15 protein-coding genes are annotated in these 14082 nt (G+C 56.7%); 7 read left to right on the forward strand and 8 right to left on the reverse strand.

Features of this window, described 5'->3' with window-relative positions:
- Positions 1 to 8 precede the first annotated feature (8 nt).
- The gene (locus RUA4292_RS07860; RefSeq protein WP_058277127.1) at positions 9 to 860 is read right to left on the reverse strand and encodes a methylated-DNA--[protein]-cysteine S-methyltransferase; all 852 of its coding nucleotides are present in this window, start codon (positions 858 to 860) and stop codon (positions 9 to 11) included.
- 118 nt (positions 861 to 978) lie between these two features.
- Here RUA4292_RS07860 and nth point away from each other — a divergent pair, with 118 nt between their 5' ends.
- Both nth and RUA4292_RS07870 read left to right on the forward strand, forming a co-directional pair.
- A complete protein-coding gene (gene nth, locus RUA4292_RS07865; protein ID WP_058277088.1) occupies positions 979 to 1623 on the forward strand; it encodes an endonuclease III in 645 nt (214 codons plus the stop codon).
- Positions 1620 to 2609, forward strand: coding sequence for an adenosine kinase (locus RUA4292_RS07870; RefSeq protein ID WP_058277089.1), 990 nt, complete (start codon positions 1620 to 1622; stop codon positions 2607 to 2609). The genes nth and RUA4292_RS07870 overlap by 4 nt, the downstream gene beginning before the upstream one ends.
- Positions 2610 to 2617: 8 nt before the next feature.
- On the opposite strand, the gene RUA4292_RS07875 is transcribed toward RUA4292_RS07870, so the two are convergent.
- The 5 genes from RUA4292_RS07875 to RUA4292_RS07895 form a co-directional block, all read right to left on the reverse strand.
- Positions 2618 to 3457 carry a DUF547 domain-containing protein gene (locus tag RUA4292_RS07875; protein ID WP_058277090.1) on the reverse strand — a complete coding sequence of 280 codons (840 nt, stop codon included), beginning with the start codon at positions 3455 to 3457 and terminating at the stop codon, positions 2618 to 2620.
- The gene (locus tag RUA4292_RS07880) at positions 3454 to 4827 is read right to left on the reverse strand and encodes a radical SAM protein (RefSeq protein ID WP_058277091.1); all 1374 of its coding nucleotides are present in this window, start codon (positions 4825 to 4827) and stop codon (positions 3454 to 3456) included. Before RUA4292_RS07880 ends, RUA4292_RS07875 begins: the two co-directional genes overlap by 4 nt.
- A gap of 72 nt (positions 4828 to 4899) precedes the next feature.
- Positions 4900 to 5610, reverse strand: coding sequence for a glutathione S-transferase family protein (locus RUA4292_RS07885; protein ID WP_058277092.1), 711 nt, complete (start codon positions 5608 to 5610; stop codon positions 4900 to 4902).
- Positions 5611 to 5674: 64 nt separating this feature from the next.
- Complete coding sequence (sigZ, locus tag RUA4292_RS07890; protein ID WP_058277093.1) at positions 5675 to 6214, reverse strand: RNA polymerase sigma factor SigZ; 540 nt, start codon at positions 6212 to 6214, stop codon at positions 5675 to 5677.
- A 6-nt stretch (positions 6215 to 6220) separates the two neighbouring features.
- Positions 6221 to 6706, reverse strand: coding sequence for an RNA pyrophosphohydrolase (locus RUA4292_RS07895; protein ID WP_058277094.1), 486 nt, complete (start codon positions 6704 to 6706; stop codon positions 6221 to 6223).
- Between the two features lie 138 nt (positions 6707 to 6844).
- On the opposite strand from RUA4292_RS07895, the gene RUA4292_RS07900 reads away from it, so the two are divergent.
- The 3 genes from RUA4292_RS07900 to RUA4292_RS07910 all read left to right on the forward strand — a co-directional run bounded on the left by RUA4292_RS07900 (position 6845) and on the right by RUA4292_RS07910 (position 9594).
- Positions 6845 to 8872, forward strand: coding sequence for an NADPH-dependent 2,4-dienoyl-CoA reductase (locus tag RUA4292_RS07900; RefSeq protein WP_058277095.1), 2028 nt, complete (start codon positions 6845 to 6847; stop codon positions 8870 to 8872).
- Positions 8873 to 8968: 96 nt separating this feature from the next.
- Positions 8969 to 9220 (forward strand): hypothetical protein, encoded by a 252-nt coding sequence (locus RUA4292_RS07905; protein ID WP_058277128.1) that lies wholly within the window; start codon positions 8969 to 8971, stop codon positions 9218 to 9220.
- Entirely contained in the window at positions 9217 to 9594 is a 378-nt protein-coding gene (locus tag RUA4292_RS07910; RefSeq protein ID WP_058277096.1) for a hypothetical protein, read from the forward strand. The genes RUA4292_RS07905 and RUA4292_RS07910 overlap by 4 nt, the downstream gene beginning before the upstream one ends.
- Positions 9595 to 9620: 26 nt before the next feature.
- Here RUA4292_RS07910 and RUA4292_RS07915 read toward each other — a convergent pair whose 3' ends face one another.
- A complete protein-coding gene (locus tag RUA4292_RS07915; protein ID WP_058277097.1) occupies positions 9621 to 10061 on the reverse strand; it encodes a DUF4399 domain-containing protein in 441 nt (146 codons plus the stop codon).
- Positions 10062 to 10289: 228 nt separating this feature from the next.
- Here RUA4292_RS07915 and RUA4292_RS07920 point away from each other — a divergent pair, with 228 nt between their 5' ends.
- Together RUA4292_RS07920 and RUA4292_RS07925 are read left to right on the forward strand one after the other, a co-directional pair.
- Positions 10290 to 11195, forward strand: coding sequence for a LysR family transcriptional regulator (locus tag RUA4292_RS07920; RefSeq protein WP_058277098.1), 906 nt, complete (start codon positions 10290 to 10292; stop codon positions 11193 to 11195).
- 101 nt (positions 11196 to 11296) lie between these two features.
- Positions 11297 to 12655: a methyltransferase family protein gene (locus tag RUA4292_RS07925; protein ID WP_058277099.1), complete on the forward strand. Its 1359-nt coding sequence runs from the start codon at positions 11297 to 11299 to the stop codon at positions 12653 to 12655.
- A gap of 165 nt (positions 12656 to 12820) precedes the next feature.
- Here RUA4292_RS07925 and RUA4292_RS07930 read toward each other — a convergent pair.
- Positions 12821 to 13947 (reverse strand): IS3 family transposase gene (locus RUA4292_RS07930; protein WP_145974784.1). Its coding sequence is split into 2 segments (ribosomal slippage): positions 12821 to 13683 and positions 13683 to 13947, totalling 1128 coding nucleotides; the frame shifts between segments, so codons are not numbered across the junction.
- Positions 13948 to 14082: the final 135 nt, after the last annotated feature.

A 14082-nucleotide genomic window follows, 5' to 3' on the forward strand; every position in this document is an offset into this window, starting at 1 on the left:
TGACGTGACTATGCGTCGGCCTGAGCGGCCTCGAATGCCAGCATTGCGCGTTTGACCGGCAAGCCCCAGTGATAGCCACCCAGCCCACCGGATTTGCGGAGCGCCCGGTGGCAAGGAATCAGCCAGCTGACCGGGTTGCGGCCAACCGCAGTACCCACGGCGCGCACTGCTTGTGGCGATCCCACACGTTGCGCAATCTCAGAATAGGTGGTGACCTGACCCGACGGGATGTGCATCAGCGCCTCCCAAACCTTGATTTGCAGGGGCGAGCCAATGAGGTACAGCGGCGTAGGTTCCAACCGGTCGCTTGCCGCGCCAAAAGCACTTAGAACCCAAGGGCGCAGACGCATTGGATCTTCTATGAACTCGGCCTTGGGCCAGCGTGAGATCATATCCTCCATCGCGGCCTCTTCACCGGTTTCAGCACCAAAAGCCATGCCGCAGATACCCTTATCGGTTCCCATGACCAGTGCCGGGCCAAAGGGGCATTCGAACCAGCCCCAATAGATGGTCAGCCCGACGCCCCTGCGCGCGTATTCGCCGGGGCTCATGGATTCCCATTTCAGGAACAAATCGTGCAGACGGCCACTGCCGGACAGGCCGACGTTGTGTGCGGTTTCCAACGTGGTAAACCGTTCCCGCAACATTGCCTTGGCGTGGCCCAAGGTCAGATATTGCTGGTAACGTTTCGGCGACACCCCGGTCCAACGCGAGAACAGGCGCTGGAAATGCGCCGGGCTCATATCCATCTGGCGGGCTAGCTCTTCCAGGCTCAGGCCCTCGCCGCCTCGATCAATCAGGTCGATCGCGCGGCGCATGACGTTGTAGTGGTATCCGCTCTCCGGTGTCTGGACGTTCATGGCTATTACCTCATATTCTTGACCAAACCATAGCGCGCAGGTTACGCCCTCGCGACCCGGAACTTGCGCATTGGCTTTGGACTTGTATCGACGCGCCCCGAACGGCATTAAGACGCGGATGGCAAAACAACTCGGATATCACCGGATCCGCGAGATCTTTACGCGCTTTCAGGAAGCCGACCCCGAACCCAAGGGCGAGCTTGAGCATGTCAACGTCTATACTCTGGTCGTCGCCGTGGCGCTGTCTGCGCAGGCAACCGATGTCGGTGTGAACAAGGCCACCCGTGCGTTGTTCAAGATCGCCGACACGCCGCAAAAGATGCTGGATCTGGGCGAAGAAGGTCTGATTGAACACATCAAGACCATTGGCCTGTTTCGGCAAAAGGCGAAGAACGTCATCAAGCTCAGCCGTATTCTGGTCGACGACTATTGTGGCGAAGTACCCAATTCCCGCGCCGCGCTGCAATCGCTGCCGGGTGTGGGCCGCAAGACGGCCAATGTCGTGCTGAACATGTGGTGGCGATATCCGGCGCAGGCGGTGGACACGCATATCTTCCGGGTTGGCAATCGCACCGGCATTTGCCCCGGTAAGAATGTGGACGCCGTCGAACGCGCCATCGAAGACAATATCCCCACAGGCTTTCAGCTGCATGCGCATCACTGGCTGATCCTGCATGGCCGCTATCATTGCAAGGCGCGCAAACCCATGTGCGGCACCTGCATAATCCGCGATCTCTGCGAATTTGAGGACAAGAACCTATGAAAACTTACCAACTGACCGGCATCGGAAACGCAGTTGTGGACGTGATTTCCCAAGCCGACGACAGTTTCCTAGAGCTGATGGGCATTGAAAAAGGCATCATGCAGCTGATCGAGCAGGAGCGTGGCGAGGTCCTCTATGCCTCGATGGAAGGTCGGGTTCAGACGCCGGGTGGCTCGGTCGCCAACACCATCGCCGGCGCAGGTGCGCTGGGGCTGGATTCAGCGTTTATCGGGCGGGTTCATGATGACGCTCTGGGCCGGTTTTACGCGGATGCGATGAACGAGGACGGCGTTGATTTCGTGAACCCTCCGGTTCCGGGTGGCGAACTGCCAACCTCGCGCTCGATGATCTTTGTCTCGCCCGATGGGGAACGGTCAATGAATACCTACCTGGGGATTTCCTCGGAACTGTCGTCGCAGGACGTATCGGATGACGTCGCAGGCAACAGCCAGATCATGTTCCTTGAGGGCTATCTGTTCGACAAGGAAAAGGGCAAAGCTGCGTTTCTAGAGGCCGCGCGCGCGTGCCACAAAGGTGGCGGCAAGGCGGGTATCGCCGTTTCCGACCCCTTCTGTGTGGAACGCCACCGTGTCGATTTCCTGCTGCTGATCGAAAACGAACTTGATTTTGTCATTGGTAACGAGGCCGAGATCAAATCCCTGTTCGAAACCGATGATCTGGACGAGGCGCTAGCCAAAACCGCCGCGATCTGCCCGCTTGTCGTATGCACCCGCTCCGGCGATGGTGTAACTGTTCTGAGCGAAGGAGAACGCGTCGACGTACCGGTCGAGAAAGTCGTGCCCGTGGACGCAACCGGTGCGGGCGATCAGTTTGCCGCCGGATTCCTGTTTGGCATGGCCACAGGCCGCGATCACGAAGCCTGCGCCAAGATCGGCAATATCTGCGCCCGCGAGGTCATCAGCCACATCGGCCCGCGCCCCGAGGCGAACATGCAGGACCTGCTGCGCGCCGAAGGGTTGCTGTAATCCGCTGATTAAGATCCAGCCGCCGCGTCGTTCAAAGCCCAGTCATACTGATACGCTTTGACGCGCGACGTCTGCTGAAGACGGGCGCGCAGCTCGGGTTCCGCTGCGGTCGCGATGTAGGCCAGCACGGATTTTTCATTCGGTCCGAAATCTTCGCGGAACCAGATAAAGATCTTTGACAGGATCAATCCGCCGCGTTGGTCGAACTGCACGCCACGCGGGTCGTTGATATAGGCGTGCTCGGCAGCAGCGAAATCGCGCTCCAATGTCTCGGCCTGCCAGGCGCGATCCATCAGGTTGGGGCAGCCCACAGCGGCGCAGTTCAGCGCATAATGGATGCGCGGTTCGCCGAATGTGGATCGAATAACGCGGTGTTCGATGTCATTGAGGGTCAACTCCTGCCCGGCCACCCGCGCCAGAGTTTGGTTCCACGGCCCAATCGAAAATCGTCCGTTCTTGATGTCGCGGATCGAAGCAACGGGATAGTTTTGAAGAACCACATCCACCGTCAGCGCATTGTACAAGTTTATCCAATACGCCAGTTGCTGATCACGTGTCAGCCGCGCGGGGTCAATGGCTTGCAGATCGACCAGATACTCGTCCAGGCGTGCGCGGTCTGCCCGTGTCACCTGCCCGTAAGTTACCCGGTTCACCCCCTGCCCGTCGGTCACGATGTAGCGGTGCAGGAAAGCTGTCCAATCACGGTGATCGACCTTTTCGCCCGGTGGGGACGCAAATCTGGTCAGGGTCTGCCCCGGCAATGCCTCGGGGGCGGGCAAGGCCAGACGCTCTGCGCTAGCGCATGCGGTCAAAACCGGAAGCAGCAGCAGGATCAGAAGTTTTTTCATGGTACGTCCTTTTGGTTCCGGCGCGTGGCCCGCAACTGCCCCTTGAGCCGCTTGAGCGGGGCCAGTCCGGGATCGCTCAGATCCGGCAGATCGGGTCCAGCGGACAGGTGGGGGACGGCGGCGTTCCACCAGCTTGGGCCAGATGGCCCGTCGACCCGATCCGGTGCGGCCAGATGCATGTCACGCTGCGCGTTGTGAACGCACATGGACAACGGCCCGTTTGCGGTTGCGACCATAAAGACGCAAGAGGCACAGCGATCATCCTCCAATGCGTCGGCGGCCATGAAGTTATGAATGAAGACCGATTGCCGGCGGACAGGTCCCCGCAACAAGCCGCGGCCTAAACGCAGCACGCACCTCAGCAGATGCAACCCGGCCCGCAGCGCCAGAAACGGGTTGCGCCGCGCCATACGCCGGACGCTGTCACGGGTGTCGATATGGCCGTCAGTTGATTGGTCGGCCCGGCTTAGCGCGGCGATCACCTTCTGCGTCAGGCGTTTGGCGGACAGAACCGAAACCGCACGCCCACCGGCAGTCACAACACTTGCATAGCGATTGCATTTTGCATGGCCCACGGCGGCCGTGTCAAAATGCAGGGGCGTTTCATATCCGGCCTCGACCGCACGCATGACACTGTCCTGCGTGATCGCGTCGGGACGTTCGCGTAACACCCCGCGCCCGGTATCCGCTTGCATCTGGAAGGACACAAAAGCCACCTCGGGGCGGTCTCGCATGAACCGTGCCAGCGCAGACAGTTCAGCAATATTGCCGCCGAAGACCGTCGTGTTGAACAATACCCGCAGGCCCAGTCCGCGCGTGTGGCGGATATAGGCGCGGCGCACCACATTTAACTCAGTCTCGCTGTTGAACCCCTTGCGCTCCTGCGTCATGTCGACGTGAAAGGCCACGTCGTCCAACCCCGCCGCCGCAAGCCGCGTCAGAAACGCCCGACTGGCGCGAATGCCGTTGGTCATCAGGCACGACCGCATGCCCAGGCGGTGAATTTCGCGGCACAGTGCCTCAAGGTCTTCCACCTTGCGCAGGGTCGGATCACCCCCGGTCAGTTGGACCGAGACACCGGGGCCATAATGGCTGTGGATAGTAGCAAGACGCGCAAACAGAACCGACAGCGGTGGGTCATAGGTCATCTCGGCTCGGTCCGAAAGGTAACACAGTGTGCAATCCAGATTGCAACGTTGGGTGATCTCAAGCGCGACGCAGGCGATGGGGTAGAACCGGCCTGCCGTCTGCCCTGCGCCATATTCCCCGCACCCTTGCAGACCGCCGCGCAAAGGCGCGCGACGGTCGGTGCCGGTAAACTTGCGCCCGGCGGTTTTTACAGAAGAGAGAGTTGGGGCCGTGTCCTTCATACCCGTCAAGCTAGACAGGTCGATCAGATGCGGCCACGCCCCCTCACGCCAACGTGCGGCTTAGTGAGTGAATCACCCACAGCACCCGCCGGATTGTTTCACCTGAGCGGTTGCAGGCGCTTCGTTCAGGTTCGCACCCCGCCCCAACCACGTCCGCTCTGCGAGATAGAAATCTGTGAACCGGGTTACAAAATCCTCGGAAACGGTTTTCTGCGGGATGCCGGTCGCCATCAAAGCCTGTTGCCACGCCTTCACCTTAGGATAGTCAGCCAACATATCGTGCCCGCTGTGATCGGCCACGAGTGCAGCCCGGTGAAGCAACGGCAACCAAGCCATATCGACATTGCCCAGCGCCTCACCCGCAAAGAATGGGCCACCGCTAAACTGCTTCTCGGCTTTCGCGAACGAGGCGTTCAGCTTGGTCGTCCGATCCGCAAAGATCACCTGATCCGCGCTTTGCATTGCGCTGCACTGAACAAGGTAGTGCTTGCTGGCCTGATAGCTCCACGCGCGGTTCAGAGCGCGCTGTTCGGGTGTCAGATCGGGTTGCAGCGGGGCGGCCACCTCATCGAGGTATTCGGCAATCGCGTCCGACTCAAACAGCGCTATACCGCCTTCGGTCACCAGAACCGGAACCTGACCTGTCGGCGACAGCTCCAGAAACCAATCCGGCTTGTCGCTGAGGCTTATGTAGTCGATCTGATAGGGCACCTGCTTGGCTTCCAACAGCGCAGTGACGCGCTGAACGAAGGGGCAGATTTTGAAACTGATTATACGGATCATAGGTCTTTCCTTTTGCTGGTTTCATCTGTCAGACGAAGCCCGCATCAAAAAGACGACGATCGGATCAACATTTTTTGCAAGATTTCGGTTTTTTCTTTACGTCCGCGATATTGCCTCGCACGTCCATTGAGATATTGCAGCAATCCTCGAACGCTTTTCGCAGCTCTGCCCGGCCCTTTTGAACCCGGGATTTAAGCGTTGAATACGCCAGACCCTGCGCCTGTGCATAATCCTGTTGGGACATGCCATTGATGTCGATCTCCATCAGCATGTCCGAGGTTTCCTGCGGCAACCCGCGAATGAAAGGTTCGACGCATCCCTCAAGGTCCTGACGCGTTTCCGGATCATCCCGGTGATACCAAAGATCATCCGGATGCGCCTCGACACGGCCGGATTTTCGGTAATAATCGATGATCGTGCGGTCAGCCGTTTGAAACAACCACGGTTGCAGTTTGGCAGGGTCTTTCAGGTTGGGCAGACCGGTGAAGACTTTGACCGAGATCTCTTGCAACAGGTCTTCCACATCCGCGGTGTTGGACACACGCGAATGCAGAAACGCCTTCAGGCGCGCGCGGTACTTGGGCCAGATGTCTTCAATGCGCATGCTGTTTTATGACAGGTGATCCGCAAAGGCGGCAACCACCTGCATGTAAACCTCACGTTTGAACGGCACGATCTCGTCGATCAGCTTGCCTGGCTCCTGCCATTTCCATCGGGTGAATTCCGGGTGCTTGGTCTGGATGTTGATCTGGTCGTCCTGGCCGGTAAATCGCAGCAGGTACCATTTCTGTTCCTGCCCGCGATAACGGCCTTTCCAGATTTTCGGCACGATGTCGTGTGGCAGATCATAAGGCAGCCAGCCGTCTGTTTCGGCGACGATCTCGACCAAGTCCGAGGTTACGCCGGTTTCTTCCCACAGCTCACGCAGGGCTGCATCCCGTGGATCTTCGCCCTTGTCCACGCCGCCCTGAGGCATTTGCCATGCATCCTTGTGGCGATCATTGCGCTGACCGACGAAAATCCTGCCCTCGGCATTCATCAGCATAAGCCCCACGCAAGGGCGATAGGGCAGTTTGGCGATCTCTTCGGGGGTCATGTGCAGCCTCGTGAATGTGCTTTGAGACGTCTGTATCAAGCCCCAAGGCGCCAGCAAAGGGTGTGACGTTAGGTTTCGCGTGACAACGTTGACGTGAAGGTCAATCTAGCGTCGACAAATCGGGAGGGAGAGTTCGCCATGACTGCGTACCCAAATATGCTGGCCCCGCTGGATCTGGGCTTTACGACTTTGAAGAACCGCGTCCTGATGGGGTCGATGCACACAGGGCTTGAGGAAACCGGCGACTGGAACCGTGTGGCCGAGTTCTATGCCGACCGCGCCCGTGGCGGTGTCGCATTGATGGTGACAGGCGGGATTGGCCCGAACCTTGAAGGATCGGTGCTGCCCGGCGCGTCGATGATGACCAATGACAAAGAAGTCGCGAACCATTCCATCGTCACACAGCGGGTGCACGACGCGGGGGGCAAGATCGCGATGCAGATCCTACATGCGGGTCGCTATGCCTATGGTCCGAAATGTGTGGCCCCCAGCCCGGTGAAATCCCCGATCTCGCCCTTCCCGCCGAATGAGCTGGACGAGGAAGGTATCGAGAAACAGATCAGCGACATCGTGAACGCTGCCGTTCTGGCCCGGAAAGCGGGTTATGACGGGGTCGAGATCATGGGGTCCGAGGGATATTTCCTCAACCAGTTCATTGTGAAACACACCAACAAGCGTACCGACCATTGGGGCGGGTCCTATGAGAACCGTATGCGCCTGCCGATCGAAGTCGTTCGCCGCACGCGTGAAGCCGTAGGCACTGATTTTATCATCATCTATCGCCTGTCGATGATCGACCTGATCCCCAATGGCTCGACCCATGAAGAGGTCGTTGAACTGGCCCAGCGTATCGAAGAGGCCGGTGCCACGATCATCAACACCGGCATCGGCTGGCACGAAGCACGCATTCCGACCATCGCCACCAGCGTTCCGCGCGCGGCCTTCGCCTGGGTAACGAAAAAGCTGATGGGTAAGGTTTCTATCCCCGTCATCACCTCGAACCGGATCAACACGCCAGAGGTAGCCGAAGAGGTCCTGTCGACGGGTTGCGCCGACATGGTGTCTCTGGCCCGTCCGATGCTCGCCGATGCAGATTTCGTCAACAAGGCAATTGCAGGTGAAGCGGCACAGATTGCGCCGTGCATTGCCTGCAACCAGGCGTGTCTGGACCACACCTTTAGCGGCAAGTTGACCTCGTGCCTTGTGAACCCGCGCGCTTGCCATGAGACCGAATTGGAAATCACCACAACTGAAGCGCCAAAGACGATTGCCATTGTCGGCGCCGGCCCCGCGGGATTGTCCACCGCGATGACCGCAGCCCAGCGCGGACACGACGTGACCCTGTTCGATCGCGCCTCGGAGATTGGCGGCCAATTGAACATGGCCAAGCAGGTTCCGGGCAAAGAAGAGTTCTGGGGACTGGTCGATTGGTACCGCACCATGATGACCGATCTGGGTGTGAAGGTAGAGCTGAACCGCGAAGTCAGCGCTGACGACCTGACCGGCTTTGACGAGGTGGTTATCGCTACTGGTGTCATTCCGCGCGATCCGCAAATCCCGGGTCAGGATCGGGACAACGTCATCAATTATATCGACGTGCTGCGCGAAAAGGCGGATGTCGGTAAGTCAGTCGCCGTGATCGGTGCCGGCGGCATCGGGTTTGATGTGTCCGAATTCCTGCTGGAAGACGGCCACAGCGTTACCACCGACCTGCCCGCATGGATGAAGGAATGGGGCGTCACAGACCCGGCCGAACACCGCTCGGGCCTGGCACCTGAGGGTCCGCAACCTGCGGCACCTGCGCGTGAGGTCACTCTGTTACAGCGCAAGAAACAGGCGCATGGGAAAGGTCTGGGTAAAACAACCGGCTGGATTCACCGCGCTACGCTAAAGATGAAGGACGTCAATTTTGTGGGCGGCGTGAATTACGAGCACATCGACGAAGACGGCCTGCATGTCAGCTTTGGTGAGGAACGTGCTGATCCGACCGTGATCGCGGCGGACACAATCGTTATGTGTTCCGGTCAGGTATCCGAGCGCAGCCTGGCGGATGCGTTGATCGAACAGGGTATCACTCCGCACGTGATCGGCGGTGCGGATGTGGCGGCAGAGTTGGATGCTAAACGGGCGATCAATCAGGGGACGCGGCTGGCGGCTACGTTCTAAAGCAACACCTCAATTGAACTGCAGGAAGCCGTCTCGAAAGAGGCGGCTTTTTTTGTGCCACTTGACTCTATTGATATCAATGTACATATGTACACCATGAGTCAAAAAATAGAACGCACCCAGACGGGAATTCGTATCGAAAAACGCCTGCTGAAAGTCCTCAAGGGGCTGGCAGAGTCGCTGGACATGACCCTTGGCGATCTGATCGAGGGGATTACCCTGCATAGCTTTGAGAACAAGCCAGCGTTTTCCGAGGATACGCTGGAGAAGATCAAACAGCTCAAAAGTGTCTACGACCTCGACTGGACAGCCGAGGACAGCCACCGTTTCAAGGAGGACGGAGAATGATCACCGACATCACCAGCGCGTTTGAGGCACACGCCATCGACAACACAACGTTCGGACATGCCGAACATGTACAGGTCGCATATGACCTGCTGCGAAAGTACGATTTTATCGATGCTGCAGCGATCTACGCCAAAGGGATCCGAACACTTGCGGTCAAAGCCGGCGCCCCGGATAAGTTCAACCTGACGATCACTTACGCATTCATGAGCCTGATCGCAGAGCGTCTTGCCAGTTCACAATCCAGCACTTTCGAGGCATTCATTGCGGAAAACCCCGATTTGATGGCCAAGACAGCCCTCAGCCAATGGTATCCACAAGAACGGCTGAATTCGGCGCTGGCGCGCCGTATTTTCCTATTGCCCGACGTGGCATAGTTGCCTGCGCCGCGAAGGCACGTCGGCTACTCGACCGTTATCGTGATCATCTGGGACACAATAGGAGGGGAGTGTGGCACATGCCCGGCATCGCCCAGCACCAGTTGCAGCGTGTGTGCACCAGGGGCCAATTCCGTTGTCACCTCGGTCTGTCCCCCGCCGAAATGCAGATGGTTGTCGTCCGCAGGCAGACCATAGGCCAGCTCGTCCACACCGTCTTCGCCCTCACCCAATGGCGGGCGGTCGATCAGCAAATGGTGATGACCGGTGTTTTCCACCTCGGTTCCGGCGGGGGCCACGCCCATCCCGCTTAACCCAAAGACCACGGTCACCGGCGATGAAACCGTGTCGCCATCCGACAGGTTTACAAAATACACCCGTGCGTCTGGGTTCGACGGCGTCTCGCCACCCGCCCATACAAGGGTCGCGGACAGACATGTGGCTGCTATGGTATAAATGGCTTTCATGATCTCCTCCGTGGTCACAAATTTGCCATTGTCACCCTAGCATATCTGGCCGAAATCACCCAAAACCCTTGGCTTACAGGCTTTGTGGCCATCTCGGAAACCATCGTTTCCGCGTTTCCCATATGCAAACGATCCGAATTGAAACCCTGATATTATCCCATGTCCGCCCTGTTTCCGCCTAGATTGGACGTCAGGTTGGAAAAAAGGACTAAGACTTGGGGAATGAGAATGGACCGACTGACCGAAATGGAAGCCTTTGCCAATGTGGTGGACCAAGGTGGCTTCACCGATGCGGCCAAGAAAATGGGCATCTCCAAATCGGCCGTGTCAAAGCATGTTTCCAGCCTCGAGGCCCGTCTGGGCGCACGGCTGCTGAACCGCACGACCCGGCGCGTGTCGCCGACGGAAATTGGCCTGGCATATTACGATCGCGCACGACGCGTTTTGAATGACGCAGGCGAAGCTGATGCGCTTGTGACTTCGATGCAATCCGCCCCCTCGGGTCTGCTTCGTATCAGCGTTGCAACAGATTTCGGCGTCAATCATCTGTCTCCAGTTCTGTCGGATTTTCTGGCGGCCTATCCTGATATCACGGTGAACATGGTTCTGAACAACCGCTACGTCGAGTTGATTTCAGAAGGGTTCGATGTGGCCGTCCGGATTGGTGAGCTGGAAGACAGCACCCTGCGCGCCCGTAAACTGACAGAAACTGTCAAACGGATGGTCGCAGCTCCCAGCTATGTCGAGAAATTCGGCCGGCCGCAGAAAATTGACGAATTGAATGAACACAAGCTACTGCATTACTCCAGCCAGTCCTCTGGCAATTTATGGAAGCTGACCGCGCCTTCGGGTGAAAAAAGACAGGTTCGCACCGCAGGGTGGCTGAGCGTAAATGACGGGCAATCCCTGTTGAACGCCGCCATTTCGGGCCTGGGGATCGCATACCTGCCCAGCTATCTCTACGCAGAAGCGCTGAAATCCGGTGCCGTTGTGGATGCGATGCCATCGCTTCCGGACGAGGTACAGGGCGTCTACGCCGTTTACCCACCCGGACGCTTTACACAGCCCAAGGTGCGGGCATTCATAGATTTTCTCGTCGATTCCTTTCACGAAAAAGGCGCGATGGATTGGTGAACTGAGGAGTAGCGCGACATTAAGACGGTTACATCGCAAGGATACTGCGGGATGCTGCTAAGATTAGGAAGCAGAACCCATGTGGCGGTTTCCTTAAGACCATGCAGTGGGATGAAAAGGGTAAGGGAATGAGCACGGCGATTGAGACAAATGCCAGCGAGAAAGAACCCGTGGGCACACCGCACTCGGCGACTTTTATCAGCGCTTCACGGCATCTTCCGAAATCGGCCGTTAGCGAAGCCACTGGATTGATCGGTGTCGTTTCCTTGTTCTGCGCCACAATGGGAGCGGCGTATTTCGAAGTATCTTTGCTGCAATCCATTATGATGTTGTTGGGTTTGCCCGCGGCTACAATGGTTGCATCGACTATTTTGCTCGACAAAGCACACATGCGCGCTTCCACAGGCTTGGACTATGGGCTGGCAAGACAACGGTCTGAAGTCATGGAGATTACAGTTACAAAAACTATAGGTCTGGGTGCTACCTTTCTCGTGATCGCACTAGCTTATCAACTCATCCCAACCTATGAAGCATCGAAATACGAGTTGACCCGGGCATTGTCTCTTGTCGTTTTTCCATTGCTCTGGATCCTGTCGCCAATTTACATTGCATTTACCACTCGCCACATGGTGGATCCTCGCGACGAGCTTTGGCACTTTGGAAAGCTGGTCACGTTAAACTACTCGGCTGTCGATCGACAAAAGGTCAAAGATCATTGTCGCGCATGGCTCGTCAAAGGTTTTTTCTTAGCATTTATGATCTCGATCCTGCCGACGAACATTCATTCCATGATCAACGCTGATCTGAGTAATTTTTTTTCCAAACCGCTGCCGACCGTTTTTTTCTTAATTCAATTGACATTTTTCGTGGACGTTTGCATCGGAACGATCGGATATCTTTGCACCTTTAAAGCGCTAGACTCACACATCAGAACAGCAAACCCTTACCTTTCTTCTTGGGTTGCAGCGTTGATCTGTTACCCGCCATTCATTCTCATAACTTCAGGTGGCCCTCTTGATTACAAATCCGGCACTCTAGATTGGACATATTGGTTTGAAGGGATGCCACTGCTCTTAACACTATGGGGGGCGGCGATCGTAGTACTTGCAGTGACTTATGCTTGGGCCACGGTTGCATTCGGAATTAGGTTCTCGAATCTGACACATCGCGGGATAATTACGACCGGGCCGTTTCGCTATGCCAAGCACCCGGCGTACCTGTCAAAAAACGTTATGTGGTGGTTGATGTCTGTACCGTTCCTTTCAAACCTAGGAACGGCGGCGGCTTTTCAAAGCTGTATTTTGCTAATTGGAGTGAACGCAGTTTACTACGCCCGGGCCAAAACTGAAGAAAAACACCTTATGACGGATGTGGACTATCGTGAGTATTCTGAGTGGATTAAGGCAAATGGCCTGTTTGCGCGGGTACTTTCGGGTCGTCGCAAACCTCACACTCGCTAGTGTTTCTTGGCACCCAATTGAACACTATTCTAAACTGCTAGAAAAAGCGCTGCCTTGTGAGGACTTAGAACATCAAATGAAGTTAATTTTGCAGTGATGAACTTGTTAAGGTGTAGGTTTGCGCATAGCACTGAGCAGCCCTATCTGACGGGTCCAACGTGATTGTTAGTGCATGATCGGCCTGTGTTCCATCGGGATGATGGTTTCTGGTGCCGGAGGGCGATAACCCAGTGCACTGTGTGGTCGTTTGGTGTTGTAGTGCTTCCTCCATTCTTCGATGATGATCTGCGCTTCTCTGAGCGAGTAGAAGATTTCCCCGTTCAACAGCTCGTCCCTCATGCGACCGTTGAAGCTTTCACAAAATCCGTTCTCCCAAGGCGAGCCTGGTTCGATGTATGCCGTTTTGGCTCCGACAGCTGCAATCCAGTCGCGAACCGCCAGAGCAACGAACTCAGGACCGTTATCTGAACGGATGTAGGACGGTGTGCCGCGCAGAATGAACAAATCCGTCAGAGCATCGATCACATCCGCCGAGTTTAGTTTTCGCTTTACCCTGATTGCCAAGCACTCCCGGCTGAACTCGTCGATGATGTTCAACGTCCGGAAAGGTTTCCCATCATCGGTGCGACAATGCACGAAGTCATAGCTCCAGACATGATTGCTATGTTCCGGCCTGAGTCGAACACATGAACCATCGTTTAGCCAAAGCCGTCCCTTCTTGGGCTGTTTTGCAGGCACCTTCAGCCCCTCTCGTCGCCAAAGCCGTTCAATGCGCCCATCACTGACAGACCATCCAGCCTCTCTCAGCAACACCGCAACCCGGCGATACCCATACCGACCATACTGCCTGGCAAGCTCGATCATGTCGGCCACCAGCTGTTCTTCATCGGGTCGGCCCCGTGGAATACGCCTTTGCGTGGATCGGTGCTGTCCCAGTACGCGGCATGCACGGCGCTCGGAAACTTTGAACTGGCTGCGAACATGAGCGACGCAAGCACGGCGACGAGAGGGGCTTAGAAGTTTCCCTTCGATGCTTCCGTCAGGATAAGCTTGTCGAGCGTCAGGTCTGATACCGCACGCCTGAGCCGCTCATTTTCCTTCTGAAGCCGCCTAAGTTCCTTCAATTGGTCTACACCCATTCCGCCATATTGCTTGCGCCAGCGGTAATAGGTTTGCTCCACAACGCCGATCTGTCTGATCGCATCCAGACGCGGCATCCCTTGCCCCATCAGAACTTCAACCTGCCGCAACTTCGAGACAATTTCTTCCGGCTTCGGTCGCTTGTTTGCCATTCTTGGTCCTCCGTTTCCTAATCTTAACGGTGGGCCCATTCAAATGGGGAGGCTCACTTCCTTTACGAAGTCGCTAAGTTATTGATTTTGAATCAAGTGGAAACCGGAACGCGCACCGCTCTTACCTTTTAGGGA

The sequence above is a fragment of the Ruegeria atlantica genome (genome assembly GCF_001458195.1).
GTDB classification, from domain to species: Bacteria; Pseudomonadota; Alphaproteobacteria; order Rhodobacterales; family Rhodobacteraceae; genus Ruegeria; species Ruegeria atlantica.

Coding starts and splice junctions, on each gene's coding strand:
- RUA4292_RS07860 (WP_058277127.1), bottom strand. CDS start 860: ATGAACGTCCAGACACCGGAGAGCGGATACCACTACAACGTCATGCGC.
- nth (WP_058277088.1), top strand. CDS start 979: ATGGCAAAACAACTCGGATATCACCGGATCCGCGAGATCTTTACGCGC.
- RUA4292_RS07870 (WP_058277089.1), top strand. CDS start 1,620: ATGAAAACTTACCAACTGACCGGCATCGGAAACGCAGTTGTGGACGTG.
- RUA4292_RS07875 (WP_058277090.1), bottom strand. CDS start 3,457: ATGAAAAAACTTCTGATCCTGCTGCTGCTTCCGGTTTTGACCGCATGC.
- RUA4292_RS07880 (WP_058277091.1), bottom strand. CDS start 4,827: ATGAAGGACACGGCCCCAACTCTCTCTTCTGTAAAAACCGCCGGGCGC.
- RUA4292_RS07885 (WP_058277092.1), bottom strand. CDS start 5,610: ATGATCCGTATAATCAGTTTCAAAATCTGCCCCTTCGTTCAGCGCGTC.
- sigZ (WP_058277093.1), bottom strand. CDS start 6,214: ATGCGCATTGAAGACATCTGGCCCAAGTACCGCGCGCGCCTGAAGGCG.
- RUA4292_RS07895 (WP_058277094.1), bottom strand. CDS start 6,706: ATGACCCCCGAAGAGATCGCCAAACTGCCCTATCGCCCTTGCGTGGGG.
- RUA4292_RS07900 (WP_058277095.1), top strand. CDS start 6,845: ATGACTGCGTACCCAAATATGCTGGCCCCGCTGGATCTGGGCTTTACG.
- RUA4292_RS07905 (WP_058277128.1), top strand. CDS start 8,969: ATGAGTCAAAAAATAGAACGCACCCAGACGGGAATTCGTATCGAAAAA.
- RUA4292_RS07910 (WP_058277096.1), top strand. CDS start 9,217: ATGATCACCGACATCACCAGCGCGTTTGAGGCACACGCCATCGACAAC.
- RUA4292_RS07915 (WP_058277097.1), bottom strand. CDS start 10,061: ATGAAAGCCATTTATACCATAGCAGCCACATGTCTGTCCGCGACCCTT.
- RUA4292_RS07920 (WP_058277098.1), top strand. CDS start 10,290: ATGGACCGACTGACCGAAATGGAAGCCTTTGCCAATGTGGTGGACCAA.
- RUA4292_RS07925 (WP_058277099.1), top strand. CDS start 11,297: ATGCAGTGGGATGAAAAGGGTAAGGGAATGAGCACGGCGATTGAGACA.